The organism is Candidimonas nitroreducens (genome assembly GCF_002209565.1).
Lineage (GTDB): Bacteria > Pseudomonadota > Gammaproteobacteria > Burkholderiales > Burkholderiaceae_B > Candidimonas > Candidimonas nitroreducens.
In genome coordinates this window covers 1-24,933 of the sequence record NZ_NJIH01000010.1, presented here as the reverse complement: position 1 = coordinate 24,933, position 24,933 = coordinate 1, and the positions used below count along the sequence as shown (strand labels likewise).

Annotated in this window: 20 protein-coding genes; 10 read left to right on the top strand and 10 right to left on the bottom strand. The window is 64.6% G+C overall.

The window, feature by feature from the left end:
• The first annotated feature begins 31 nt into the window (after positions 1 to 31).
• On the top strand, positions 32 to 346 hold the full coding sequence (locus tag CEY11_RS17470) for a DUF1153 domain-containing protein (RefSeq protein WP_088604933.1): 315 nt from the start codon (positions 32 to 34) through the stop codon (positions 344 to 346).
• A 215-nt stretch (positions 347 to 561) separates the two neighbouring features.
• Here CEY11_RS17470 and CEY11_RS17465 read toward each other — a convergent pair whose 3' ends face one another.
• From CEY11_RS17465 to ompR, 4 genes are all read right to left on the bottom strand, one after another.
• Positions 562 to 1,080, bottom strand: a complete 519-nt coding sequence (locus tag CEY11_RS17465; RefSeq protein ID WP_088604706.1) for a carboxymuconolactone decarboxylase family protein — start codon at positions 1,078 to 1,080, stop codon at positions 562 to 564.
• 107 nt (positions 1,081 to 1,187) lie between these two features.
• Positions 1,188 to 1,736 carry a peroxiredoxin gene (locus tag CEY11_RS17460; protein ID WP_088604705.1) on the bottom strand — a complete coding sequence of 183 codons (549 nt, stop codon included), beginning with the start codon at positions 1,734 to 1,736 and terminating at the stop codon, positions 1,188 to 1,190.
• Positions 1,737 to 1,987: 251 nt separating this feature from the next.
• Positions 1,988 to 3,382, bottom strand: coding sequence for a sensor histidine kinase (locus CEY11_RS17455; protein ID WP_088604704.1), 1,395 nt, complete (start codon positions 3,380 to 3,382; stop codon positions 1,988 to 1,990).
• 59 nt (positions 3,383 to 3,441) lie between these two features.
• Positions 3,442 to 4,176: an osmolarity response regulator transcription factor OmpR gene (gene ompR / locus CEY11_RS17450; RefSeq protein ID WP_088604703.1), complete on the bottom strand. Its 735-nt coding sequence runs from the start codon at positions 4,174 to 4,176 to the stop codon at positions 3,442 to 3,444.
• A 596-nt stretch (positions 4,177 to 4,772) separates the two neighbouring features.
• Here ompR and tsaB point away from each other — a divergent pair.
• Both tsaB and CEY11_RS17440 read left to right on the top strand, forming a co-directional pair.
• On the top strand, positions 4,773 to 6,089 hold the full coding sequence (tsaB, locus tag CEY11_RS17445) for a tRNA (adenosine(37)-N6)-threonylcarbamoyltransferase complex dimerization subunit type 1 TsaB (protein WP_088604702.1): 1,317 nt from the start codon (positions 4,773 to 4,775) through the stop codon (positions 6,087 to 6,089).
• A complete protein-coding gene (locus CEY11_RS17440) occupies positions 6,082 to 7,134 on the top strand; it encodes a uracil-DNA glycosylase (RefSeq protein ID WP_198958930.1) in 1,053 nt (350 codons plus the stop codon). Before tsaB ends, CEY11_RS17440 begins: the two co-directional genes overlap by 8 nt.
• A 336-nt stretch (positions 7,135 to 7,470) precedes the next feature.
• Here CEY11_RS17440 and CEY11_RS17435 read toward each other — a convergent pair whose 3' ends face one another.
• Both CEY11_RS17435 and lplT read right to left on the bottom strand, forming a co-directional pair.
• Positions 7,471 to 7,794, bottom strand: a complete 324-nt coding sequence (locus tag CEY11_RS17435; protein WP_088604701.1) for a HigA family addiction module antitoxin — start codon at positions 7,792 to 7,794, stop codon at positions 7,471 to 7,473.
• A gap of 35 nt (positions 7,795 to 7,829) precedes the next feature.
• Positions 7,830 to 9,134 (bottom strand): lysophospholipid transporter LplT, encoded by a 1,305-nt coding sequence (lplT, locus tag CEY11_RS17430; RefSeq protein WP_088604700.1) that lies wholly within the window; start codon positions 9,132 to 9,134, stop codon positions 7,830 to 7,832.
• A 565-nt stretch (positions 9,135 to 9,699) separates the two neighbouring features.
• Here lplT and smc point away from each other — a divergent pair.
• From smc to ligA, 3 genes are all read left to right on the top strand, one after another.
• On the top strand, positions 9,700 to 13,224 hold the full coding sequence (smc, locus tag CEY11_RS17425) for a chromosome segregation protein SMC (RefSeq protein WP_088604699.1): 3,525 nt from the start codon (positions 9,700 to 9,702) through the stop codon (positions 13,222 to 13,224).
• A gap of 151 nt (positions 13,225 to 13,375) precedes the next feature.
• Positions 13,376 to 14,413: a cell division protein ZipA C-terminal FtsZ-binding domain-containing protein gene (locus CEY11_RS17420; RefSeq protein ID WP_088604698.1), complete on the top strand. Its 1,038-nt coding sequence runs from the start codon at positions 13,376 to 13,378 to the stop codon at positions 14,411 to 14,413.
• On the top strand, positions 14,410 to 16,521 hold the full coding sequence (gene ligA, locus CEY11_RS17415) for an NAD-dependent DNA ligase LigA (RefSeq protein ID WP_088604697.1): 2,112 nt from the start codon (positions 14,410 to 14,412) through the stop codon (positions 16,519 to 16,521). The genes CEY11_RS17420 and ligA overlap by 4 nt, the downstream gene beginning before the upstream one ends.
• Before the next feature lie 162 nt (positions 16,522 to 16,683).
• Here ligA and CEY11_RS25970 read toward each other — a convergent pair whose 3' ends face one another.
• From CEY11_RS25970 to msrB, 4 genes are read right to left on the bottom strand one after another with little or no spacing between them, the layout of a single operon-like run.
• Positions 16,684 to 17,460, bottom strand: a complete 777-nt coding sequence (locus CEY11_RS25970; RefSeq protein ID WP_088604696.1) for a peptidylprolyl isomerase — start codon at positions 17,458 to 17,460, stop codon at positions 16,684 to 16,686.
• A 12-nt stretch (positions 17,461 to 17,472) separates the two neighbouring features.
• Positions 17,473 to 17,733 carry a BolA family protein gene (locus tag CEY11_RS17405; RefSeq protein ID WP_088604695.1) on the bottom strand — a complete coding sequence of 87 codons (261 nt, stop codon included), beginning with the start codon at positions 17,731 to 17,733 and terminating at the stop codon, positions 17,473 to 17,475.
• Entirely contained in the window at positions 17,733 to 18,344 is a 612-nt protein-coding gene (locus tag CEY11_RS17400) for a septation protein A (protein ID WP_088604694.1), read from the bottom strand. Before CEY11_RS17400 ends, CEY11_RS17405 begins: the two co-directional genes overlap by 1 nt.
• A complete protein-coding gene (msrB, locus tag CEY11_RS17395; protein WP_088604931.1) occupies positions 18,341 to 18,736 on the bottom strand; it encodes a peptide-methionine (R)-S-oxide reductase MsrB in 396 nt (131 codons plus the stop codon). The genes CEY11_RS17400 and msrB overlap by 4 nt, the downstream gene beginning before the upstream one ends.
• Before the next feature lie 422 nt (positions 18,737 to 19,158).
• Between msrB and CEY11_RS17390 the strand changes: the two genes are divergently transcribed.
• From CEY11_RS17390 to CEY11_RS17375, 4 genes are all read left to right on the top strand, one after another.
• Positions 19,159 to 20,322, top strand: coding sequence for an ABC transporter substrate-binding protein (locus CEY11_RS17390; protein ID WP_088604930.1), 1,164 nt, complete (start codon positions 19,159 to 19,161; stop codon positions 20,320 to 20,322).
• 269 nt (positions 20,323 to 20,591) lie between these two features.
• Positions 20,592 to 21,629, top strand: a complete 1,038-nt coding sequence (locus CEY11_RS17385; protein ID WP_088604693.1) for a branched-chain amino acid ABC transporter permease — start codon at positions 20,592 to 20,594, stop codon at positions 21,627 to 21,629.
• A 4-nt stretch (positions 21,630 to 21,633) separates the two neighbouring features.
• Positions 21,634 to 23,472 carry a branched-chain amino acid ABC transporter ATP-binding protein/permease gene (locus CEY11_RS17380; protein ID WP_088604692.1) on the top strand — a complete coding sequence of 613 codons (1,839 nt, stop codon included), beginning with the start codon at positions 21,634 to 21,636 and terminating at the stop codon, positions 23,470 to 23,472.
• Complete coding sequence (locus CEY11_RS17375; RefSeq protein WP_408608139.1) at positions 23,469 to 24,251, top strand: ABC transporter ATP-binding protein; 783 nt, start codon at positions 23,469 to 23,471, stop codon at positions 24,249 to 24,251. The genes CEY11_RS17380 and CEY11_RS17375 overlap by 4 nt, the downstream gene beginning before the upstream one ends.
• Positions 24,252 to 24,933: the final 682 nt, after the last annotated feature.

The window sequence follows — 24,933 nt, the reverse complement described above, 5'->3', positions numbered from 1 at the left end:
CCCTGCTTCGTTCCTGGTGAGGTTCCCGATGATGAGCGAAATATCAAACGAAGACATCAAACGCTGGACGGTAAGGCGTAAAAGTACGCTAGTACTGGATATTATTCAGGGCAAGACCACTATTCAGGAAGCTAGTCAGACGTACGATGTATCCATAGAGCAGATCGAGCACTGGGTGGAAGATGGTAAGCGGGGGCTGGAAAATGGCTTGCGTATGAATCCCCTGTATGTCAAAGAGCAATACGAGCGCCGAATCAAAGATCTGCAGCAGGCATATGGGGAAGCGATGTTGGAGTTGAGAATATGGAAGAAGCCTTCGTCTCTGTACGATGAGAAAGAAGAATAGATGGAATATTAATACCTTCTATATATGTAATGCTTGATTTTTGGATGGCAATTAGTGAGAATTGAGGCGGTAAAATAAGAAAGGATTTATAAAGCTGGAATTAAAAATTAGCGCCTGGCTTTTCGGCGTAAAAAAATAATTATCAAATCGTGAATATGACGACGCGGGTGGTTTCGCTTTTGCGGAGCGACGCACCCGCGTCGTAGTATGTAGTATTACTTGCCTTCGGCGGCCAGCGCCAGGGCGGCGGCATTGACCGTGGCGGCAATGCGGCCCACGTCGCGCAGCTGTTCCGAAGAGAGCCCGGCCTTCTTCAGGTTTTCGTAGTGGGACTGCACGCAGAAGTGGCACTTGCCTATGATGGACGCCGCCAGCGAAAAGAGTTCGAAGCGCTTTTGCTCGATGCCGCCGTGTGTGGCGTAGGCGTTCATGCGCAGTTGCGCCGGCAGGGTCTTGAGCTGCGCGTCGGCGCTCATTTCCACGAACGGGTAATAAACATTGTTCATGCCCATAAGCGCGGCAGCCGTCAGCGCGCCGTTGGCGTCGGCTTCGGACAGGCCGCTTTTGAAGGCTTCGACCAGCGTCCGGCTGCGCGCCGCATAGGCGGCGGCCAGTGCGGCGCCCACGGCGTCCTCGGGGCTGAGTGTGGATCGGGCTATGGTGCCGTCCAGATTCAGCCGCACGTCCTTGGCCCAATCAGGGATCATGCTCTTGATTGTGGATAGAAATTCCATAGTTTTTTCCTATTAAATAGATCCGATAAAGCCCGGGCTGGCCGGGCTGGTGTCGCGCCTGTCCACTGGCCGGGCATGGGCCCGGCCAGTGATGGCATACTGCTTATTTACAGCGTGTCGCCGCCCACCGAGCGGTTGCACGGGCACAGTTCATCGGTTTGCAGGCCGTCGAGGAGGCGCAGGACTTCCTCGGGGTTGCGGCCCACGTTCAGGTTGTTGACCGAAACGTGCTGGATGACATTGTCGGGATCGACGATGAAGGTGGCGCGCAGCGCAACGCCTTCGGCCTTGTCGCGGATGCCGAGCTGATCGACTAGTTCGCCCCTGACGTCGCCGAACTGGTAGTGGCCCAGTTTGTTGAGGTCGGGGTGTTCGCGGCGCCATGCCAGCTTGACGAACTCGTTGTCGACCGAACCGCCCATGAGCACGGCATCGCGGTCTTCAAAGTCTTGTGCCAGCTTGTTGAAGCCGACGATTTCGGTGGGGCAGACGAAGGTGAAGTCCTTCGGGTAGAAGTAGATGACCTTCCACTTGCCCGGGAAGGAGCTTTCGCTGATTTCCTCGAACGCCGAAACGCCATTTTCTTCGTGCTGATTGAAGCCAGGCTTCACGCCAGTGACTTTGAAGGGTTCCAGTTTATCGCCTACAGTTTTCATCTGAACTCCTGTTAGATGGGTTGGTGATAAGGCTTGCGTCCAGCCTGGCCGGCTCACGTATTTGAATCCAGCATCTGCCGTGTCCGAGCGGCGTTGCGAACCCTAGCGATAGTCATAGACCTCGCTGAGGTTTGCGCCCGGCCCGGGCGGTGCATCCATCCGGATTCATGTCTGCCCAAAAATTAGCCGGGCAGCTATTAGTGATTCAGCCAAGCAGGACTGCGAGCCCCGATGTATGTAATTTTACCCTATTAAATCTGGCTGTCTAATTGAAAATTCCTAAGTCTGAATTTGGGTAATTCTATGCGCGCGACCAGGCCGCCGCCCGGGCGCGGCAGCAGCTTGAGCTGGCCCCCGACCTGGCCGAGCAGGCGTTCGACGATGGCCAGTCCCAGGCCGGCGCCACTGACGCCGGTACGTGCCGACTCGCCGCGCGAGAAGGGCCGCAGCAGGCGCTGTATGTCGGCCTCGGCGATGCCGACGCCCTGGTCGGAAACTTCGATGGCCAGGATATTGCCCTCTTCCTGAACGGTCAGGCGGATGTAGGAGCGGTCTTCCGTAGGGGTACGCCCATAGCGGCGGGCATTTTCGATCAGGTTGCTGACGATGCGCTTGATGTCATTGGCGTTGATGCGCGCGTACAGGCCAGGCTCGATGGCGGCGGTCAGGAAGCCGCCGAGCGATTCGGTGTGGCTGCGCTCGCGCTCGTACAGGTCGCCGAGTACGGTGGAGACGTCGATGCCCTGGTCGGGAACCAGGCCCGCGGGGCGGGCGTATTCCATGAGCTGGCCGATGCTGTGGTCGATCTGGGCCAAGTCTTCGTCTATGGCCTGGCGCGCCTCTTCGCCGACATTGCTCATTTCGATTTCGAGGCGCATGCGGGCCAGCGGGGTGCGCAGGTCGTGCGAGATGCCGGCCAGCATGATTTCGCGGTCGGCCTCGGTCTGGCGCAGGTCGCGCGCCATGCGGTTGAAGGCGATGTTCATGTCGCGGATTTCCAGCGGGCCCTTTTCGGGCAGCGGCGAGGGGGTTTCGCCGCGCGCCACCTGCTGGGCGACCTTGGCCAGCTGCGCCAGGGGCCGGTTGACGAAGCGCACGCTGACGGCCGCGCCGATAAGTGCGAGCAGCAGGGCGGTGGCGCCCCAGCCGAACCATTCGATGCCCGCAGTCAGGCCGAGCTGCTCGCGGTCGAACACCAGCCAGTATTGGTCTTTGTTGATGTCGAAGCTGACCCATATGCCCGGCATGTGATTGACCGACCACATGATTTTGGTGCCGTTGCCGAGCCGATCACGTATTTCGGAGGCGACGTGATGCCAGTAATTGGATTCGGGCAGCGGTTCGAGCACGTCGGCGCTGTCGCGCGGCTGCACCCGCAGGCTTTCTTTGGTGGCCAGATCGAGCAGCAGGGCGGGGCGCACGCTGGTGGGCGCGTAGATCAGCGCCGAGCGCGTGATGCTGACGGCCGTAGTGACACGCTGCGCCATCTGGGTGGCGCGCGGGCCTTCTTCCATGCTGAAGAACACTTGCAGCCAGGCGCCCAGGCTCACCAGCATGAGCGCGGCCAGCAGCAGGAATGAGCGGCTGAACAGGCCCAGCCTGAGCCGGGACGTCAGCCGCTTGATTTGCCTTGTCGGGGGCGCCATTGAAGCTTCCTGGCCGCCGCCCGATTAGTGGTTCAGGGGGCGTTGTCGCGACGTGGCCATCAATGGCCACCGTCGGGCACGAAGACGTAGCCCAGGCCCCAGACCGTCTGGATGAAGACCGGCTTGGAAGGATTGGGTTCGACCAGCTTGCGCAGGCGCGAGATCTGTACGTCGAGGCTGCGGTCGAAGGCTTCGTATTCGCGGCCGCGGGCAAGTTCCATGAGCTTGTCGCGCGACAGGGGGATCTTGGGATGGCGTGCGAACACCTTGAGCACCGAGAATTCGCCGGTGGTAATGGGCACGGGCTCGTTGTTGCGGGTCAGCGTGCGGGTGGAAAGATTGAGCACATAAGGCCCGAACTCGATGGATTCGTTTTCCTGGCTGGGTGCGCCGGGGTGTTCTTCGGTGCCGCGCCGGCGCAGGATGGCGTTGACGCGCGCCAGCAGCTCGCGCGGGTTGAAGGGCTTGGACAGATAGTCGTCGGCACCCATTTCCAGGCCCACGATGCGGTCGATTTCTTCGGCCTTGGCGGTAAGCATGATGATGGGGGTATTGTCGTGGCCACCACGCAGGCGGCGACAGATGGACAGCCCGTCTTCGCCGGGCAGCATCAGGTCGAGCACCAGCAGGTCGAAGTGCTCGCGCTGCCAGAGCTTGCCCATTTCCTTGGCATCTTCGGCGACGAACACGTTGAACCCCTGTTCGGACAGGTACCGGCGCAGCAGATCTCTGAGACGCGGGTCGTCGTCGACCACGAGGATTTTGCGGGATAAGGATTGGTTTTGAGTGTTCATGGCTGAAAATGTAACAGGGCGCTGGAACCCCGCATAGGGGTTGGTAGCAAGATATTACACATTAAGTATTTCGTAGAAAATCTTTTACATTAAGGACTTAGCAATGTTTTGCAGTCTTTGTTGCATGCCTGTTTGGCTATGTCTCGGGGCGGTTCGGCAGGCCGCCGCGGTGTTTTTTTGATGATTCTTTTCCGCGTCGGTTAGTATAGCCAATAGACCGACATATGTATCAAAATCTTTAATGATTTCTGATTATATTGCGAATCTGAGCAAACCTGAGCAAATCTTAGCCGAGCTTGATTTAATGTGAAAGAAGCCTCTTTCATCCTCGGGGGTGGCCGCAACTGCCATCCTCGTTAGGCCGGCCAAGGTCGACTCAGCCGGCTCGATCCGGGGCCGGCCTAACCGGGCTGAGTCGACCTCGGCTCGGTTAGAGCCGGATCCAGCCGGATCGGGCATGGTTGGTCGGGGCCGGCGCGAGCCGCCGCCTGCCTCGGCCTGGCGGCATCGATTGATCCAGCCGGCCTATCGTGCCCGGCGTCCGGGGTTTTGCAGCGAGGCCGGGGTTGCGGCCGGCATTAAATTAAAATACGGACATGGATTCCCATATTCTTGCGCTCGAGACCTCATCCAGCCGCTGCGGCGTGGCGCTGTTGTGCGCCGGCGCGGCGGGCGAGCGCTTGTACACGGCTGCGCACGACACGACAGGCGAGCACGCCGAGCGGCTGCTGCCTATGGCAGACGAACTGTTGCGCCAGGCTGGCATAGAGCGGACGCAATTGTCTGCGGTGGGCTTCGGCCAGGGGCCGGGCGGCTTTACCGGCTTGCGCGTTGCCTGCGCGGTGGCGCAGGGCGTGGCGTATGCGCTGGGCATACCGGTGCTGCCGATCGAGTCGCCCCTGGCGTTGGCTCTGCAAGACGCGCAGTCGTGCAGCGCGCCTGACGATATCGAGGCGCTGCGGGTCATTGTGCAGGATGCACGCATGGGCGAGGTCTATCTGTCGGCCTATCGGCCGCTCGCCGCGGACGGCCGGCAGTGGCAGCCGTTGCAGGCGCCGCTGCTGCTCAATGCCGGCGACGTGGGCCTGTGGCTGGCCGGCCATGCCGGGGCATGGGAAGGCGCCGCGGCCGGCGGGCTGCTGCGGGTGGCCGGAGACGGGCTCTTGCCTGAGCTCGAAGCTGCGCTGCCGGCTTGCCTGGGGGCTTGGGATGTGGTGGCCGGCGCTGTGCTGCGCCCGAGCGCCGCGGCGGTGGCGCAGCTTGCGCTGGCGGCCTGGCGGCGCGGCTCGGGGTTGGTGCCCGAGCAGGCGGCGCCGGTCTACGTGCGCGACAAGGTGGCTTATACGACGCTCGAACGCGAGCAGGGCTTGGGGGGCAATCCCCGGGCCCATCCGCTGCGGGCCGCGGCAGGGCTCGCCGCGGGCGCGCAAGCGGGGTTTTCGCAAGCGGGATTTTTCATCCGGCCGATGACGGCGGCGCATCTGGACGAGGTGGCGCAGATCGAGTCCGCGGTGCAGTCTTTTCCCTGGACGCGCGGCAATTTCCAGGATGCGTTGCAGGCGGGCTATGGTGCGTGGGTGGCTCAGGCGGGCGGCCGGGTGCTGGGCTTTTGCCTGGTGATGTACGCGCCAGATGTGGCGCACCTGCTGCTGATCGCGGTCACGCCCGAGGCGCAGCGCAAGGGGGTGGGCGCGCGGCTGTTGCGCCATTGCGAGCGAGAGGCGCGGGCGCGCGAGCTGCCCAGCCTGATCCTCGAGGTGCGCCCGTCGAATCGCAATGCCCTGGATTTTTATCTGCACCGCGGCTTCGGCCGGCTCAGCGTGCGCAAGGGCTACTACCCGGCGGGCCGGGGCGAGCGCGAGGATGCCTGGGTGCTGAGCAAGGCGCTGCTGACGGAGGCTCTGAATGCTTGATGCCACCGGGCCGCAGGCGCCGAGCCTGAATCGTGTGCAGTTGGCCTGGCTGCAAGAGCTGGGCCTGGATCGGGCGTTGTTGAAGGCGTATGCCCGGCGGCCCGTGCCGCAGGCGGCCGGGCTGGCGGAGCCGGCCGGCAGCGAGGCGGGGGCGGATGTGGCAGCCCGCGCGGCTTCGGCGGGTGTCGCGGGCGATGTCACGGCGCGAGGCGAGGCCGGTGTGTCGGCGGGTTCCACTACGCCGGTAGGGACGGTCGCCGGTGTTGCTGGCGAGGTCGCCGCTAAAGCGGGTGTTGGCGTGGGCGCCTCGGTTCCTGGGCGGGCTGCCGGGGGGGCTGGTGCTGTCGCTGCTGCGGCCGCTGCCGCTGTTGCCTCGGGGGTTGCGGCAGGAGCGGCCGCTTCTGGGCTTGGCGCGCGGCGTGGCGGCACTGCGGCGCCGGAGCGGCCGCCGCGGCCCGCGCAGCCGGTGGCGGAGGTGGCGCAGGAATGGGGTGCTCTGCAGGCGCAGGTTGCGGCCTGCGAGGCCTGCGGCCTTTGTGCGAAGCGGCGTCAGGCGGTGTTCGGCGCGGGGGCGGTGCAGGCGCCGCGCTGGCTGGTGGTGGGCGAGGCGCCGGGCGAGCAGGATGATCGCCACGGCGAGCCGTTCCAGGGGCGGGCCGGTATGCTGCTGCAGGCGATGCTGCGGGCTACGGGTGTGGTGCCGAATCAGCCGGTGTATTACACGAATATTGTGAAGTGCCGTCCGGTGGGGAATCGTACGCCGAGGCCGGAAGAGATTCAGGCGTGTCTGCCGTATCTGCGGCGCCAGATTGCGCTGCTGGCGCCGGCGGGGATTGTGGCGCTGGGGCGCGTTGCGGCGCAGGCGCTGCTGGATACGGAGGCGGATTTCGAGTCGCTGCGGGGCCAGGTGCATCGTGTGCGCAAGGAGGATGGCGGCGAGGTGCCGCTGGTGGTGACGTATCACCCGGCCTTGCTGTTGTCGCGCCCGCAGCATAAGGCGGGCGCCTGGCGGGATCTGAATCTGCTGCGGGCGGTGGTGGCTTAGAGGGTTTTTTGCCGCTTGTGCGTCGCTGGGCGGAGTTCTTTCGGCGCGGCCTGGAATGGGGAATTCCCTCCGCTCGTGTCGCGGACGGACTGAGGCTATGGGTTGTGGTTCGTCGCGGGCCGTAGTTCTTCAGGCGCGGCCTAGAACGGGGTACCTCCCTCCGGTTCGATACCCCACTCACCTCCGGGAGGCACCCCGTTCTCTCCGCGCGGGTCGCAGACGGACTGAGACTGTGGGTTGTGGTTGGCCGTATGGTCTGGCGCTTCAGGCGCGGCTTAGCCTAGGGTCGTCTTTCTGTCTCGTTCGATGCTGCGCTGTGTGGCTACGCCAGCGGCGTTAGGCTGTCAGTTCTTCCAGCGGAATGATCGTGGCTAGTGTTTTATCTAGTTCTTTGTGTGTCATGGCTAGGTCATAGTCGTCTTGCAGGCCCATCCAGAATGTCTCGCTGGTGCCAAAGAATCGTGCCAGCCGCAGTGCGGTGTCCGCGGTCACGCTTCGGCGTTCGCGCACGACGTCATTGATGCGCGGCGCGGGTACGTGCAGCGCCACTGCCAGGGCGCTGGCCGACATGTTCAAGGGCACGAGGAATTCCTCGCGGAGAATTTCGCCGGGGTGGATGGGGCGCATGCCGTTGCGTATGGGTTGTTGGGTCTTGGCCATGGGGATTCCTAGTGCGGCGCCGGCGCCCTGGGCCCCTAGTGCAGGGCCTGGCCGTGGCCGTATTGGCCGATCTTGTTGTACAGGGTGGGGTCGGCGCGGTGGTTGCGCTGGTTCCAGCGCATGAAGACCAGCATCAGGGCGGCGACCAGCAGGCCGAAGATGACGATGATGAGGTTGATGGGCATGTTCAGCCACAGCATCAGGCTGTAGATGGCGAGCATCAGCAGGATGTTCAGTTGCTCGTTGAAGTTCTGCACGGCGATGGAGTGGCCGGCCGACAGCAGTACGTGGCCGCGATGCTGCAGCAGGGCGTTCATGGGGACGACGAAGAAGCCCGAGAGGCCGCCGATCAGCAGCAGCAGGCAGTATACGGCCCAGGTTGCCTTGACCAGCGGCATGAGCAGTACGACTAGGCCCATGGCGATGCCTACCGGCAGCACGGACAGGGCGCGGCGCAGCGGTACGCGGCCGGCGACGACGGAGCCGATGACGGTGCCGACGGCCGCGACGCCCATGAGGATGGAAGCCTGGTCGAGCCGGTAGCCGAGGTGGCGCGCGCCCCATTCGATGACGATGAATTGCAGGGTGGCGCCGGCGCCCCAGAACAGGGTGGTGACGGCCAGCGAGACCTGGCCCAGTTTGTCGTGCCAGAGTATGCGCACGTAGCCGCGGAAGGTGCGGATGAGGCGCCAGGGATGGGTTTCCTGCTTGGGGTAGCTGACCATGGTGCGCGGGATCAGCAGGGTGCAGATCGCCGCCAGCAGGTAGACCACGCCTATGGGCAGGATGGCGGCCTCGGCGCGGGTCTGAACCAGGTGGTGGATGTGGGGGTGGGACAGCAGCGAGCTCGATACGTGGGGGTTGACCAGGACGCCGCCGAGTACGGTGCCGACGATGATGGACAGCACGGTCAGGCCTTCGATCCAGCTATTGCCTTTGACGAGCATGTCGGGCGGCAGCATTTCGGTGATGATGCCGTACTTGGCCGGGGAATAGGCGGCCGCGCCTATGCCCACCAGGGTGTAGGCGCAGAACACCAGCACCAGCTCGCCGGAGGTTTGCAGCCCGAAGTCGCGATAGCAGAACATAAGCAGGCAGCCCATGATCTTGATCGCGTTGGTACAGAACATGACCTTGCCCTTGGGGTAGGAGTCGGCGAAGGCGCCGACGAAGGCGGCCAGGGCGACGTAGGACAAGGCGAACCACCATTTCATCATGGGCGCCATCCAGTCCGGGCCTTGCAGATCGCCTATGAGCGCTATGGCGGCGATGAGCAGCGCGTTGTCGGCTACTGACGACAGCGCCTGGGCGGCCATGACCAGGTAGAAGCCTTTTTTCAATCGGACGTCTCTGCGAGTAGGGTGTTGGGCTGGATGAGGGCGGTGACGCCACGACAAAATTAATAATTATTGGCTAGGGCCTGTCGAACAAGCCGCCACGCCGGGTGCATCTGTGGCTTGGGGCAGTCTGCGGCGCTGTGTGTCGTCACGATAGTTGCTGGCTATCGTCACGGCTTGCGCCTTGTGTCCTACCCAAAGCCACGGCGCTTGCCCGCCGCCAGGCTTGTCCAGGGATCCTCCATGCGGGGGGGGGTCACCGGATTTTAGAAAAAATGAAATCAAAGGACAAAAATTGTTAGCGAGTATAGTCCCAGGCGCAATGATGCGGGGTTTTATGTGTTTTGCGGGTGCCGGGCGTTGCGGCAGGCCGGCGGCTGTGCGTTATCATACGCAGCAATAGCCAGCCTCGCTTGTTCCGGCCCGTTTCCCGGGCCGTTTTTACAACCGCGCAGCCGTGGCGCGCCACGGCTCGAGCTTTCCGATTCTTTTGTGTGGTCATGCGGCACCTTTTTATGCGTCATCCCATTTCTTTGCGTAAACAGGCTCTAATACCTCTAATACTATCGTGCGTCTGACCCAGATAAAACTCGCCGGTTTCAAGTCCTTCGTCGATCCGACGGTCATACCCACGCCCAGCCAGATGGTGGGGGTGGTCGGCCCCAATGGCTGCGGCAAGTCGAATATTATCGATGCGGTGCGGTGGGTGCTGGGCGAGTCCAAGGCCTCCGAGCTGCGCGGCGAGTCGATGCAGGATGTGATCTTCAACGGCTCGGGCAGTCGCAAGCCGGCCGCCCGCGCTTCGGTGGAACTGGTTTTCGACAATTCGGAAGGGCGCGCGGCGGGGCAATGGAGCACTTACTCCGAGATCGCGGTGCGCCGGGTGCTTACGCGCGACGGCACCAGCAGTTATTTCGTCAATGGCCAGCAGGTTCGGCGCCGCGACATCAATGATATTTTCCTGGGCACGGGCCTGGGCGCGCGCGGCTACGCCATCATCGGCCAGGGGATGATCACTCGCCTGATCGAGGCGCGGCCCGAAGAACTGCGCGTCTTTCTCGAAGAGGCGGCCGGGGTGTCGCGCTATAAAGAGCGGCGCCGCGAGACCGAGAACCGCCTGGGCGACACGCGCGAGAATCTGACCCGGGTCGAAGACATTCTGCGCGAGCTCGGCTCGCAGCTCGAAAAGCTCGAGTCGCAGGCCGAGGTGGCGCGGCACTACCGTGAACTGCAGGAAGACGGCGAACGCAAGCAGCATGTTTTGTGGATGCTGCGCGAGGAAAATGCGGCGCAGGATCAGGCCCGCAAGGCGCAGGCCATCGGCCAGGCGCAGGCCGAGCTGGACGCGGCGCTGGCCGGGCTGCGCGCCGGCGAGTCCGCGCTGGAATCGCGGCGCCAGGCGCATTATGCGGCCAGCGACACGGTGCACGCGGCGCAGGGCCGGCTGTTCGAGGCCGGCGCGCAGGTCAGCCGGCTGGAAGCCGAGATCCGCCACGTGGTCGATTCGCGCAATCGGCTGCAGGCACGCCGCGACCAGCTGCAGCAGCAGATCCAGGAATGGAACGAGCAGCAGGCGCATTGTTCCGAGCAGGTGGAGCAGGCCGAGGCCGAGCTGCAGGACAGCGCCGCCCGCAGCGCCGAGGCGCGGGCGCGGGCCGAAGAGGCCGAGGCGCAGCTGCCGGCGATCGAGGCGCGGGTGCGCAGCGCCGCGGCGTCGCGCGACGAGATGCGCGCCGGCCTGGCGCGGGTCGAACAGAATCTGGCGCTGGCCGCCCAGACCCAGCGCGATGCCGACCAGCAGTTGCAGTCGCTGGAACTGCGCCACGAGCGCCTGAGCCAGGAATTGCGAGAGCTGGACACGCCCGACCCGGCCCGCCTGGAGCAGCTGGCTGGCGAGCACAGCATGCTGGACGAGCAGGTTCAAGAGGCGCAGGCGCAGCTGCTGGAACTGGAAGAGCGCCTGCCCGAGCTGGACGAGCAGCGTGGTGCGGCGCATGCCCGCTCGCGCGAAGAATCGCAGGCGCTGGCGCGCCTCGAGGCGCGCCTGACGGCGCTGGCCAAGCTGCAGGAAGATGTGCAGCGCCAGGGGGCGCTGCAGCCCTGGCTGGACAAGCATGAACTGTCCGGGTTGGGCCGGCTGTGGCAAAAGCTGCAGGTCGAGGCGGGCTGGGAAACGGCGCTCGAGGCGGTGCTGCGCGAGCGCATGGCGGCGCTGGAAGTGCGCCAGCTGGAACACGCCCGCGCCTTTGCCGAAGATGCGCCGCCGGCGCGGCTGGCGTTTTTCCAGCTGCCGGCGGCCGCGGCCGCGGCGCCGGTGCCCGCAGGCCTCACGCCGCTGGTGTCGCTGCTGCGCATCAGCGATGCCGATCTGCGCACCCTGCTGGGCGACTGGCTGCGCGGCGTCTATGTGGCAGCCGATTTGCCCGGCGCCCTGGCGCAACGCGCCGAGCTGCCCGAGGGCGGCATGTATGTGGTCAAGCAGGGCCATGTGGTGGATCGCCACAGCGTGCGCTTTTATGCGCCCGATTCCGAACAGGCCGGCCTGCTGGCGCGGCAGCGCGAAATCGACAATCTGCAGCGCGAGATCAAGGCGCGGCAGTTGATCGCCGATCAGACCGTGGGCGAGGTGGCGCGTGCCGAGACTGCGTGGCAGCAGGTGTCGCAAGCCATGGCGCCTGCGCGCCTGCGGGTGGCCGAGCTTACGCGCCGCCTGCACGATGTGCAGCTCGAGCATTCGCGCCTGCAGCAGCAGGCGCAGCAATCGGGCGAACGCGCCGGGCGCCTGCGCGAAGATCTGGCCGAGATCGCCATGCAGCGCGAAGAGCTCGAGGCCCGCAAGGCGGAGGCCGAGGAGCGCTTCGAGGCTCTGGACATGGAACTGGGCGAGCATCAGACGGTGTTCGCCGATGCCGAGATTTCTGGCGAAGACCTGGCTCGCGAGGCCGAGCAGGCGCGCCAGCAGGTGCGCGAACTGGAACGCGGCGTGCAGGAATCGGAATTCGCCGAGCGCGCGCTGCACACGCGCATCGACGAGCTCAAGCGCAATATGCAGTTGGCGGCCGAGCAGGCGCGCCGTGCCGGCGCCGAACTCGAGGGCCTGCAGGGCGAGCTGTTCGAGCTCGACGCCTCGGCCTCGCAGGCCGGCCTGCAAGAGGCGCTGGAACAGCGCGCGCAGTGCGAAGAAGAGCTGAACCTGGCGCGCATCGAAATGGACAACCTGGCCGCGCAGCTGCGTTCGGCCGATGAAGAAAAGGTCGGGCTGGAACGCTCGCTCGAGCCGCTGCGCGCCCGCATTACCGAATTGCAGCTGCAAGAGCAGGCTTCGCGCCTGGCGGTGGAACAGTTCGCCGAGCAGCTCGACGCCCAAGAGGTCGACCGCGAGGCCCTGCGCGCCGCGCTGGCCGGGCAGCCCGAAGATTGGCGCAAGCCTTCCTGGCTGCAGTCCGAAGTGCAGCGCATTTCGCGCCAGATCGAAGGCCTGGGCTCGGTGAATCTGGCAGCGCTCGACGAGCTGAACACGGCGCGCGAGCGCAAGGGCTTTCTCGATGCCCAGCACCAGGATCTGCAGACCGCCATCGAAACCCTGGAAGACGCCATACGCAAGATCGACCGCGAAACCCGCGAATTGCTGCAGGACACCTTCGATACGGTCAACACGCATTTCGGCCAGCTGTTCCCCAGCCTGTTCGGCGGGGGCGAGGCGCGCCTGTCGATCACCGGCGAAGAAATCCTGGACGCCGGCGTGCAGATCATGGCGCAGCCGCCGGGCAAGCGCAACAGCACCATCCACCTGCTGTCGGGCGGCGAGAAGGCGCTGACCGCCACGGCGCTGGTGTTCGCGCTGTTCAAGCTGAATCCGGCGCCGTTCTGCCTGCTCGACGAGGTCGACGCGCCGCTGGACGACGCCAACACCGAACGCTACGCCAATCTGGTCAACAGCATGAGCGAGCAGACGCAGTTTCTTTTCATTTCTCACAATAAAATTGCCATGCAGATGGCCCGGCAGCTGGTGGGGGTGACGATGCAGGAGCAGGGTGTTTCACGTATCGTCGCCGTAGATATCGAGTCGGCCATGCAGATGGCTGAAGCATGAGCGCAGACGCGTGCCTGGCTGCCGGTCGATGCGGATGCCGGATCGGAAGGCGAACCAGGCGCGCAGCCGCAGACAGTGCAAGCGGTACGGCGGGGCGCAGCAACGCTGTTATCTTTACGATGAGTGTCCGTTTGAGGCGTCGGAGTAGAAAATGAGTGACTTGCAAATTGGTCTGGTGTCTCTGGGTGTAGTGCTGATCCTGGTCGTGGTGCTGTTCAATTGGTGGCAGGATCGGCGCATACACAGAAAGATGCAGGAGCATTTCCCGGAAGCCGTCGAAGATCCGCTGATGGGCGACATGCCCCAGCCGGGCGTGCGCCGCGAGCCGGGGCTGGGGGCGTTTGCGCCGCTGGCCGCGGGCCAGGGCGGCGATGCGGCGGCCGACGACGAGGTCGAGGTCGATCCGGCCTGCGAGGTGGTCATAGACATCAGTTTTCATCAGCCCGTGCCCAGCGACCAGTTGTATGCGGCGGTGCAGGGCGTGCAGAAGGTCGGCAACAAGCCGGTGCGCATCTTCGCCGAACGCGAAGGGGGCGGCCACCGTGCCCGCCTGCGGGCCGACGAATCCTATACGTCGATGCAGCTCGCGGTGCTGCTGGCCAATCGTGGCGGCCCGCTTACCGACATCGAATGGTCCCACCTGTGGGGCATCGCCCAGGGCCTGGCCGAGCGCTTCGAAGGTTCGGTGGAAGGGCCCGAGCAGGGCCCGGTGCTGAGCCGGGCGCGGCAGCTGGACGAACTGTGCGCCGGGCTGGATGCGCAAGTGGCGCTGGCCCTGCGCCTGGGCGGTACGCGCCCGGTGCACGAGCTGACCCGGGTGGCCAAGGATGCCGGCTTCCTGGCCTACGGCAGGCAGCTGGCGTGGATGGCCGAGTCGGGCATTCCGCGTTTCACGCTGTTGCTGGACGGCGTGCATGTGGGCGAGGTGCAGTCGGCCGGTGCGGATCGCGTCGATCTGCTGCTGGATCTGCCCAATAGCCCGGCCGACGAGCAGGCCTTCAGCCGCATGGCGAGCGTGGGGCGCGACCTTGCTGCGCGCCTGCATGCCGAGCTGGTCGACGACCAGGGCAAGCCTGTGGCGGAAAGCGCCGACCATACTATCGACCAGCGCCTCTACGAACTGTACGGCAAGCTGGATCAGGCGGGCTTCCCGGCGGGTACCGAAAGGACGCTGCGGGTGTTTTCGTGAACGCAAGGGCTTCCGAGCAGAGTGCGCAGGCCGAGCTACAGGCGCTGCGCCGCGAGATCGAAGGCCACAATCACCGCTATTACGTGCTGGATGCCCCGCTGGTGTCCGATGCCGAGTACGACCGCCTGATGGCGCGCCTGCTGGAAATCGAGCAGGCGCACCCCGACCTGGTGGTGCCGGAATCGCCCTCGCAGCGGGTCGGCGGTGCGCCGCTCGCGGCGTTCGCCTCGGTGCGCCATGCGGTGCCCATGCTGTCGCTGGGCAATGCCTTCGATGCCGAAGACGTGCGGGCGTTCGACAAGCGGGTGTCCGATACGCTGCGCGAAGCCGGTCTGCTGGGGCTGGACGAGCCGGTGCGCTATGTGGCGGAATTCAAGTTCGACGGCCTGGCGATCAGCCTGCGCTACGAGCGCGGCCGGCTGGTGCAGGCCGCCACGCGCGGCGACGGCCGCAGCGGCGAAGACGTCACCGCCAATATCCGTACGCTGCGCTCGGTGCCCCTGGTGCTGTCGGGCGACAGCCCCGAAGTGCTCGAGGTGCGCGGCGAAGTGCTGATCAATCGCGCCGATTTCGAGCGCCTCAACGAGGCGCAGCGGTCGCGCGGCGAAAAAGTATTCGTGAATCCGCGCAACGCCGCCGCCGGCAGCCTGCGCCAGCTCGATCCGCGCATCACGGCGACGCGGCCGCTGCGCTTTTACGCCTATGGCTGGGGCGAGGTGCGTGGCCTGCCCGGCGCGCAAGCCGGCTTGTTCGGCGACGAGTCCGCGCGGGCGGCCTTGCCGCGCGACACGCACGCCGGCATGCTCGATTGGTTCGAGTCGCTGGGCCTGCCCGTGAATGCCGCGCGCCGGGTGCTGCGGGGCGCCGACGCTTTGCTGGGTTTTTACACCGAGGTTGGGGCGCGCCGGCCGCAACTGCCGTTCGACATCGACGGCGTGGTGTACAAGGTCGATGCGCTGCGGGCCCAGGAGGTGCTGGGCTATGTGGCGCGGGCGCCGCGCTTTGCCATTGCCCACAAGTTCCCCGCGCAGGAAGAAACCACGCAATTGTTCGGCATCGAGGTACAGGTGGGCCGCACCGGCGCGATCACGCCGGTGGCGCGGCTCAAACCGGTGTTCGTGGGCGGCGTGACGGTCACCAATGCAACGCTGCACAACGAAGACGAGGTGCGGCGCAAGGACGTACGGATAGGCGATACGGTCGTCGTGCGCCGCGCCGGCGACGTGATCCCCGAGGTCGTGGGCCCGGTGCTGGAGCTGCGGCCGGCCGACGCGGTGCCTTTCGTGATGCCGACCTTGTGTCCGGTCTGCGGCTCGGCAATCGAGCGGCCGGAAGACGAAGCCATCGCGCGCTGCACGGGCGGGCTGTTCTGTGCGGCCCAGCGCAAGCAGACGCTGCTGCACGCGGCCGGGCGCAAGGCGCTGGATATCGAAGGGCTGGGCGAGAAGCTGGTCGACCAACTGGTGGACAGCGGACGCATCAAGACACTGGCCGACCTGTTTTCGCTGACGGCGGAAGAGCTGGCGCAGTACGAGCGCATGGGGACGAAGTCGGCGCAGAACCTGGTGCAGGCGCTGGAACAGGCGCGCCGGCCGGCGCTGGGGCGGCTGCTGTATGCCCTGGGCATCCGCCATGTGGGTGAAACCACGGCGCGCGACGTGGCGCTGCACTTCGGCTCGATGGAGGCGATCATGGACGCCGGCGAGGACGGGCTGCTGGCGGTTCATGACGTGGGGCCGGTGGTGGCGCACTCGATCCTGCGCTTCTTTGCCGAGCCGCACAATCGCGATGTGGTGCACGCGCTGGCCGCGGCAGGGGTGCAGCCGCAGGCGCCGCAGCGGCGGGTGGGCAGCCTGCCGCTCAGCGGCAAGACGCTGGTGCTCACGGGTACGCTGCCACACTGGACGCGCGACGAGGCGACGCGGCGCATACTCGCCGCCGGCGGCAAGGTCAGCGGTTCGGTGTCGAAGAAAACGGCGTATCTGGTGGCCGGCGAAGAGGCGGGCAGCAAGCTCGCCAAGGCGGCGGAACTGGGCGTGGCGGTGCTGGATGAAAACGGGCTAAGAGCGCTGCTGGGCGTACCGCAGGGTGGCGGCTCGGAGGCTTGACGAGGCGTGGGCCAAGTTTCGTGGCCCATCGCACCTCTTGTGGTGTGAACAAGCCCTACGCCGGATGGCAGCGGCGACGGATTGCAGAAAAAAGCCCTTTTGCCGCGGCTTGCGGCAAAAGGGCTTGGTTTTTCAGGCGGGGGAGGCCCGCCGGCCGCGGCCTTACTGGATCTTCGCCGACTTCAGCAGCTCCTGCTGGTAGTTGGCCAGGGCTTGCTGGCGCAGCATTTGCTCGATTTGCGGCTTGACGTCCTTGAGGTCGGGGAACTTCATCGGGCGGGTGTCCTCGACCTGGATGATGTGCCAGCCGAACTGGGTCTGCACCGGTTTGTCGGTCATCTGGCCTTTTTTCAGGCCTTCGACGGCCTGGGCGAATTGCGGCACGTAGTTGGTGGCGGGGCCCCAGCCGAGTTCGCCACCTTTCTTGCCGCTGCCCGGATCGATGGAGTTCTTCTTGGCGGCCGCTTCGAAGGTGACTTTCTTGCTCTTGATCTTGGCGGTGAGATCCACGGCCGTTTTTTCGTCCTTGACCAGGATGTGGCGCAGCTTGTATTCCATGCGGCCGGCCTGTTCTTTCTTGATCTGGTCGTATTCGGCCTGGATCTTGGCGTCGGTGATGGGGTTCTTTTTGAGGTGGTCGTCCATCAGGGCGCGCACCAGGATGCCCTGGCGCGACAGCTCGATTTCCTGCTTGACCTGCGGCTGCTTGTCGATGCCGGCCTTTTCGGCGGCCTGCACGGCCACGGTGCGGTTGATCAATTCCTGCTTGACCTGGTCGCGCAACTGTGGCGAATCCTGGGCGCCTTGTTTGACCAGCAGGGATACGAACTGATCCAGGCTGGCCTGGGTGATGGGCTGGCCGTTGACGGTGGCTACGTTCTGGGCGTAGACGGGAGCGGCCAGGACGCAGGCGGCGACGAACAAGGAGATGCGTTTCATGTAAATCCTTTTTTAAGCGGTGCTGGCAACGATTGCCAGGGCGTGAATGGGATGGGGCATCAAATCCTGGACGCGATCATACACGAGCCGGTGGCGCGCCACAGGAGCGAGCCCGGCAAATTGCGCCGATGAGATGATGACCCGGAAATGGCGCGCGCCGCCCCGGCTGCCGGCGTGGCCGGCATGCAGGTGCGACTCGTCGATGATTTCGAGCCGCTGCGGTTCGAGCGCGGCGAGGCGGCCGCGCAAGGTGTCCATGAGTTCGGTAGACATCAGCGCGACTCTTTCGGTTCCGCGGGCGTGGAAGAAGAGGGCGCCGATTCGGGCACGGCCTGTGTCTGGGCGATTTCTTCTTTCATGTAGCGGCTGAGCCAGATGGACTGGATCACCACGAACACCAGCAGCAAGGCCATCAGGCCGAAGACCTTGAAGTTCACCCACTGGGCTTCGGTGTAATGGCCCGAGAACGCCACGTACAGGTTCAGGGCGCCGGAGACGAGGAAGAAGCCGGCCCAGCTCAGGTTGAGGCGATCCCAGACTTCGGGCGGCATGTCGATCTGGCTGCCCAGCACGTGGCGGATCAGGTTGCGCCGGAAGATCAGCCTGCCGCCCACGAGTATGGCGCCGAAGACCCAGTACAGTACGGTGGGCTTCCATTTGATGAAGGCGTCGTTGTGGAAGAACAGTGTGGCGCCGCCGAACAGCAGAATGACGGTCAGGTTGATCCAGTGGGTGGCTTCTATGGTCTTGCCGGTGAGCTTGAGCCAGGCGAACTGCAGGATGCCGGCGACGATGGCTACGGCGGTGGCGACATAGATGTCGGCAAACTTGAAAGCCAGGAAAAACAGGATCAGCGGAAACAGATCGAACAGGAATTTCTTCATTCGGCGGGTTCGAATTTCAGCGACAGCGAGTTGATGCAATAGCGCAGGCCGGTGGGCGGCGGGCCGTCGGGGAAGACGTGGCCCAGGTGGGTGCCGCAGACGTTGCACATGACCTCGGTGCGCACCATGCCGTGGCTGGTGTCGCGTTCTTCGCGCACGTTGGCGGGGTCTATGGGCTCGAAGTAGCTGGGCCAACCGCAGCCGGCGTCGAATTTGGTGTCGGATTCGAACAGCGCGGTGCCGCAGCCGACGCAGCGGTAGATGCCGTGCGCGGTGGTGTCCCAGTAGCGCCCGGTGAAGGGGCGCTCGGTGCCTTTCAGGCGTGCCACCTGGTATTCCTCGGGGCTGAGCTGGGCGCGCCATTCGACGTCAGTCTTGTGCACTTTGTTCACGTGATGCTCCGGAAAGGGGCGCATGCGATGGCCCCGCAAACTCCCATCTTAACTGAATCGCCGGGCCGATGTGCGGGCCGATGTGCGGGCTGTTGGCGGGTTTGCCGCGGGCTTGTCGCCGGCTTCGTCGCTGATGCGGCGGTCGCGGCTCGCGGCGGCGGGCCGGCCCGCTGCATGCAGGGAATCCCCTAAAAGACTTTGTATCTGGATTTGTTGATAATTCAAGGCAGAATCGGCACAATCCTATAAACTTAAACTATTTCTCAGGCACGCATGATGCTGCTTTTGCGGTTTCAATGTGATACGCTATTTCGCCGCAAACGTATGATTCTGTATAACGTTCTGTAGCACTTCCCGTTCAATTATCGACTCAAAGAATGTGCCGCCATGGCACCGGGTCTACCTTGGAGACAAAGATGAATATGCGTCAGTCGCTTCGACTTTCCGCTTTGGCCGGCGCCGTGGCGCTGGCCCTGCCGCTGCTGGCCTCGGCCCAGGTCAAGGTCGGCATTACGGTGTCGAGCACCGGCCCGGCGGCCTCGCTGGGCATCCCCGAGCGCAATACCGTGGCGCTGCTGCCCACCGAGGTGGCGGGCCAGAAGGTCGAATACATCGTCCTGGACGACGGCACCGACACCACCAATGCGGTCAAGAACATGCGCAAGCTCATCACCGACGACAAGGTCGACGTGGTGATCGGCTCGTCGGTCACTCCCAGCTCGATGGCCATGGTGGACGTGGCCGGCGAAACCAAGACCCCGATGATCAGCGTGGCCGCCAGCGCCAAGCTGGTCGAGCCGGTCGAGGGCCCGCGCAAGTGGGTGTTCAAGACGCCGCAGAACGACCAACTGATGGCCGATGCGCTGGCCGACGCCATGGCCAAGCAGCATATCAAGACGCTCGGATTCATCGGCTTTTCCGACGCCTACGGCGATAGCTGGCTGGCGGTGATGAAGGCCGCCGCGCAGGCCAAGGGCATCAAGCTGGTCGACGCCGAGAAGTACGGCCGCACCGACACCAGCGTGACCGGCCAGGCCCTGAAGCTGATCGCCGCCAAGCCCGACGGCATACTCATCGCCGGCGCCGGCACGCCTTCGGCGCTGCCGGTGCGCGAGCTCAAGAGCCGCGGCTACAAGGGCATCATCTATCAGACCCACGGCGCGGCCAACAACGACGTGCTGCGCGTCTGCGGCAAGGACTGCAACGGCATGTACCTGCCCGCCGGCCCGCTGCTGGTGGCCGACCAGCTGCCCGACAGCAATCCGGTGAAGAAAAGCGCCGTCACCTATGAAAAGGCGTACGACGCCAAGTACGGCGCCGGTACCATGAATACCTTCGGCGGCCATATGTGGGACGCCGGCCACCTGATCGCGGCGGCCATCCCCGGCGCGCTCAAGACCGGCGCCAAGCCCGGCACGCCGCAATTCCGCGCGGCGCTGCGCGATGCGCTCGAGCAGATCAAGAACCTGCCTGAATCGCAGGGCGTGTTCAACATGAGCCCGACCGATCATGCCGGTTTCGACAAGCGTGCGCGTGTGATGGTCAAGGTGGTGGACGGCAAGTGGGTGTATCAGCCCGATCTGTAACGGGTTCGGCCCGGCCTGGCTTGGCTAGTCCTGACTTGGCCCGGCCGGCGCCGGGCGCGGGCCTGACAGTGATCATGCGCGCGGGTTTGGCGCCATGTTCTCTGGTTTAGTCGTGTTGTAGCACCAGCACCGGCCTGCGGGCCGGTGTTTGGTATGAGCGGTATCCGAAAAGGGTGGCGGCGTACGCGTGCTGCGGTGCGGGCGCGGCGGCCTGACAGGAATTCAGGCAATTCCCACAGTGTGGTGTTATAGATGGGTATGGTGTACAGATGGATTCGACTATCATTCTGATCCTGCTCCAGGACGGTGTGGTCAACGGCGCGATCTATGCGCTGCTGGGCCTGGCGCTGGTGCTGGTGTTCGTGGTCACGCGCGTGATCTTCATTCCGCAGGGCGAGTTTGTTGCCTTCGGGGCGCTGACCCTGGCCTTTCTGGTCAACGGCAAGGTGCCGGGCACGGTTCATCTGCTGCTGATCATCGGCATACTCACCTGCCTGGCAGAACTGTACGCGGCGCTGCGCAGCCACAACTGGAGCGGCCTGCCCAGAACGCTGCTGTGGGCGCTGGTGCTGCCGCTGGCGCTGTATCTGGTGGCGCCCTACGTGGCCAGCACCAAGACACCGCTGTGGATCAATGTTATCTATTCGCTGGCGCTGGTCGCGCCGCTGGGGCCGATGATCTACCGGCTGGTGTACCAGCCGGTGGCCGAAGCCAGCGTGCTGGTGCTGCTGATCATCTCGGTGGCGGTGCACTTCGCGCTGACGGGGCTGGCGCTGGTGTTCTTCGGCGCCGAGGGCTGGCGCACTCCGCCCTTCATCAGCGGCGACGTGCAGATGGGGCCGGTGAGCTGGACGGCCCAGACCTTCTTCGTGCTGGGCACGTGCGTGGTGCTGATCTTCGCGCTGTGGCTGTTCTTCGAGCGCACGCTGCACGGCAAGGCGCTGCGCGCCACGGCGGTGAACCGGCGCGGCGCGCGCCTGATGGGCATCAGCACCGATATGTCGGGCGGCCTCACGTTCACGCTGGCGGCGGTGATCGGTGCGCTGTCGGGCATGCTGATCGCGCCTGTCACCACCATCTACTATGACACGGGCTTCCTGATAGGCCTGAAGGGCTTCGTGGCGGCGATCTTCGGCGGCTTGATCAGCTACCCGCTGGCGGCTGGCGGCGCGCTGTTCGTGGGCATTCTGGAAGCCTTCTCGTCGTTCTGGGCCAGCGCCTACAAAGAGGTGTTCGTGTTTACGCTGATCATTCCGGTGCTGATGTGGCGCTCGTTCGTCACGCACCATGTGGACGAGGAGGAATAAGGCCATGCGCAGCCGACTCGTACTTTATGTGGCGCTGGTGGTGCTGGCGCTGTTGCCGCTGCTGCAGGCCACCCCCGAATTCTGGATCACGCAGCTCAATTACATAGGCCTGGCCAGCATGGTGGTGCTGGGGCTGGTGCTGCTGACCGGGGTGGGCGGCCTGACGTCTTTCGGGCAGGCGGCGTTCGTGGGCATAGGGGCCTACACCACGGCATGGATGACCACGGCGCTGGGCACCTCGCCGTGGCTGGCGCTGGTGGTGGGCCTGATCCTGACCTTTGTGGTGGCCTATGTGCTGGGGGCGATCACTTTGCGCCTGTCCGGGCATTTCCTGCCGCTGGGCACGCTGGCATGGTGCCTGGCGCTGTACTACTTGTTCGGCAACCTGGAATTCCTCGGCCAGTACGACGGCATATCGGGCATCGCGCCGATTCATTTCTTCGGCCTGTCGCTGGAGCACGGCCGCCATCTGTACTATCTGATCTGGGTCATCCTGCTGCTGTCGATGTGGGCCACGCACAATCTGCTGGATTCGCGCCCGGGCCGCGCCATACGCGCGCTGCGCAGCGGCGGCGGCATGGCCGAGTCCTTCGGTGTGCATATGCTGGCGTACAAGGTGGTGATCTTCGTGTATGCGGCGCTGCTGGCCTGCGTGTCGGGCTGGCTGTACGCGCACATGCAGCGCGCGGTCAGCCCCAGCCCCTTCGGGCTGAAATACGGCATCGAGTATTTGTTCATGGCCGTGGTGGGCGGCGCGGGCAGCATCTGGGGGGCGATCGCGGGCTCGGGGCTGATCCTGATCCTGAAGGATCAGATCCAGAACGTGCTGCCGCAGGTTCTGCACACCACGGCAAATTTCGAGCTGATCGTGTTCGGGGTGCTGATGATCTGGGTGCTGCAGTACGCCCGCAACGGCGTCTGGCCTATTGTGGTGTCCTGGTGGCAGGCCCTTGCGGGCGCCCGCGGACGGCGCAGCCCGCCGCCGCCCGAGGCGCCGCTGCTGCCGCAGCGGCCGCGCCCCGAGAAGGGCTCGCTGGTGCTCGAAGTGGAAGGCATACGCAAGGTGTTCGGCGGGCTGGTGGCAGTCAATGACATCAGCTTCACGCTGCGCGCCGGCGAGATCATGGGGCTGATCGGGCCCAATGGCGCGGGCAAGAGCACGACGTTCAATCTGATTACGGGGGTGTTGCCGCTGACCGGCGGCACGGTGAATTTCCTGGGCCGGCGGCTCGACCAGCTGCGTTCGCGCGAGATTGCGCGGCTCGGGGTGGGGCGCACTTTCCAGCATGTGCAGCTGCTGCCGACCATGACGGTGCTTGAAAATGTAGCGCTGGGTGCGCACCTGCGCAGCAATATCGGAGTGCTGTCGGCGGCGCTGCATCTAGAGCGCAGGGGCGAGGCCGAACTGTTGCACGAGGCCGCGCGGCAGTTGCAGCGCGTGGGGCTGGGCGATTATCTGTACGAGCAGGCGGGCAATCTGGCGCTGGGCCAGCAGCGTATTCTGGAAATCGCCCGCGCGCTGGCCGCGGATCCGGTGCTGTTGCTGCTGGACGAGCCGGCGGCAGGCCTGCGCTACAAGGAAAAACAAGAGCTGGCGCAGGTGTTGGATCAGTTGCGTGCCGAGGGCATGAGCATCTTGTTGGTGGAACATGACATGGATTTCGTCATGAGCCTGACGGATCATCTGGTGGTGATGGATTTCGGCACCAAGCTGGCCGAGGGGCTGCCTGCGGAGGTGCAGAGCAACCCGGCGGTGCTGGAGGCGTATCTGGGAGGCATCGACGAGGATATGGAATTCGATGATGAGCCCGGCGGCACGGCTGCGGCGGGGGCGACGGCATGAACAAAGATATTTCGATGAGCACGGCACACGACGCGGTTTTGCGGGTTGCGGGGCTGTCGGCGCAGTATGGCAAGGTGACGGCGCTGGCCAGTGCGAACATAGAGGTGGCGCGCGGCAGCATCGTGACGGTGATCGGAGGCAACGGCGCAGGCAAGTCGACGCTGTTGAATTCGGTCATGGGTTCGCTGCCGGTAACAGGGCATAGCGCTGGCTCTGTCGCGTATCTGGGCCGCGAGGTGGCGGGCTGGCAGGTGGAGCGCCGGGTGGCTGGCGGGATGTCGCTGGTGCCGGAACGCCGCGAGTTGTTCGGCAGTATGTCGGTGGAAGACAATTTGCTGCTGGGCGGGTTCCGCTTGTACCGCGCGGGCCGCGCAGGCTGGCGGGACAAGCTCGGCGAGGTCTATGATCTGTTTCCGCGGCTGGGCGAGCGCAAGCGGCAGGAAGCGGGAACCTTGTCGGGCGGCGAGCGCCAGATGCTGGCGGTGGGGCGGGCGCTGATGGCGCAGCCGCAGCTGCTGATGCTGGATGAGCCCAGTCTGGGGCTGGCGCCACGCATCGTGCGCGAGATTTTCCATATTATTGCGCGGCTGCGCAGCACCGGCGTGTCGATTCTGCTGGTCGAGCAGAATGCGCGGGCGGCGCTGCAGGTGGCCGATTACGGCTATGTGCTGGAAACGGGCGAGATCGTGCTGGAAGGCCCGGCGCGGGAACTGGCGGGCAATCCGCGGGTGATCGAGAGTTATCTGGGGTTGGGGAATGCGAAGAAGGCCGCGGCCTGAGTTCTTGGCCCGCGGCCTGAAATGAGTTCCATCTTCACGGGTTTGATGCCCGGGAGATCCTCATTCCCTGCGTTCGTGTTGCTGTTATTGCTGCTGTTGTTGCTATTGATGCTATTGATGCTATTGATGCTATTGATGCTATTGATGCTATTGTTGAATGCGTCGACGGTTGGGTTTCTTGATTCGCGGCCTAGAATGGGGTACCTCCTTCCGGTTCGATGACCCACTCACCTCCAGGAGGCACCCCATTCTCTCCGCTAGTTTTGTAGACGGGTGTGGGGACTGGAGACTCAGTTCGTCGGCGGGCTCGCTAGTCTCGTAGATGGATGGGAGCTGAGGCGTATGGTCTGTGTCGCTATGGGAATAGCCGGCACTAAACGCCCATTCCGTATGCATATGCGTTATGCGCGCGGCGTATCCCGCGAGAAGCGAAACACGCCATTCCCAAACACACCATTCCCAAACACGCCAACGTCCAGCGCCGTGGGCGGCCTGGGTGGGGCGGGCGACTTTGAGGCCGCGGCGGGCGGGGCCCGTTTCGGGGATGCAAGGGAGGCACTGTTTGTTGTGGTCTAATTTTGGTGGACACTTTTGAAGCGAATCATTACGACCGAATAAGGTGATTTCGTGACAAAGAAGCAAGAGCCTGGCCACCCCCGTAAGATCGACGCAGCCTTCAAGC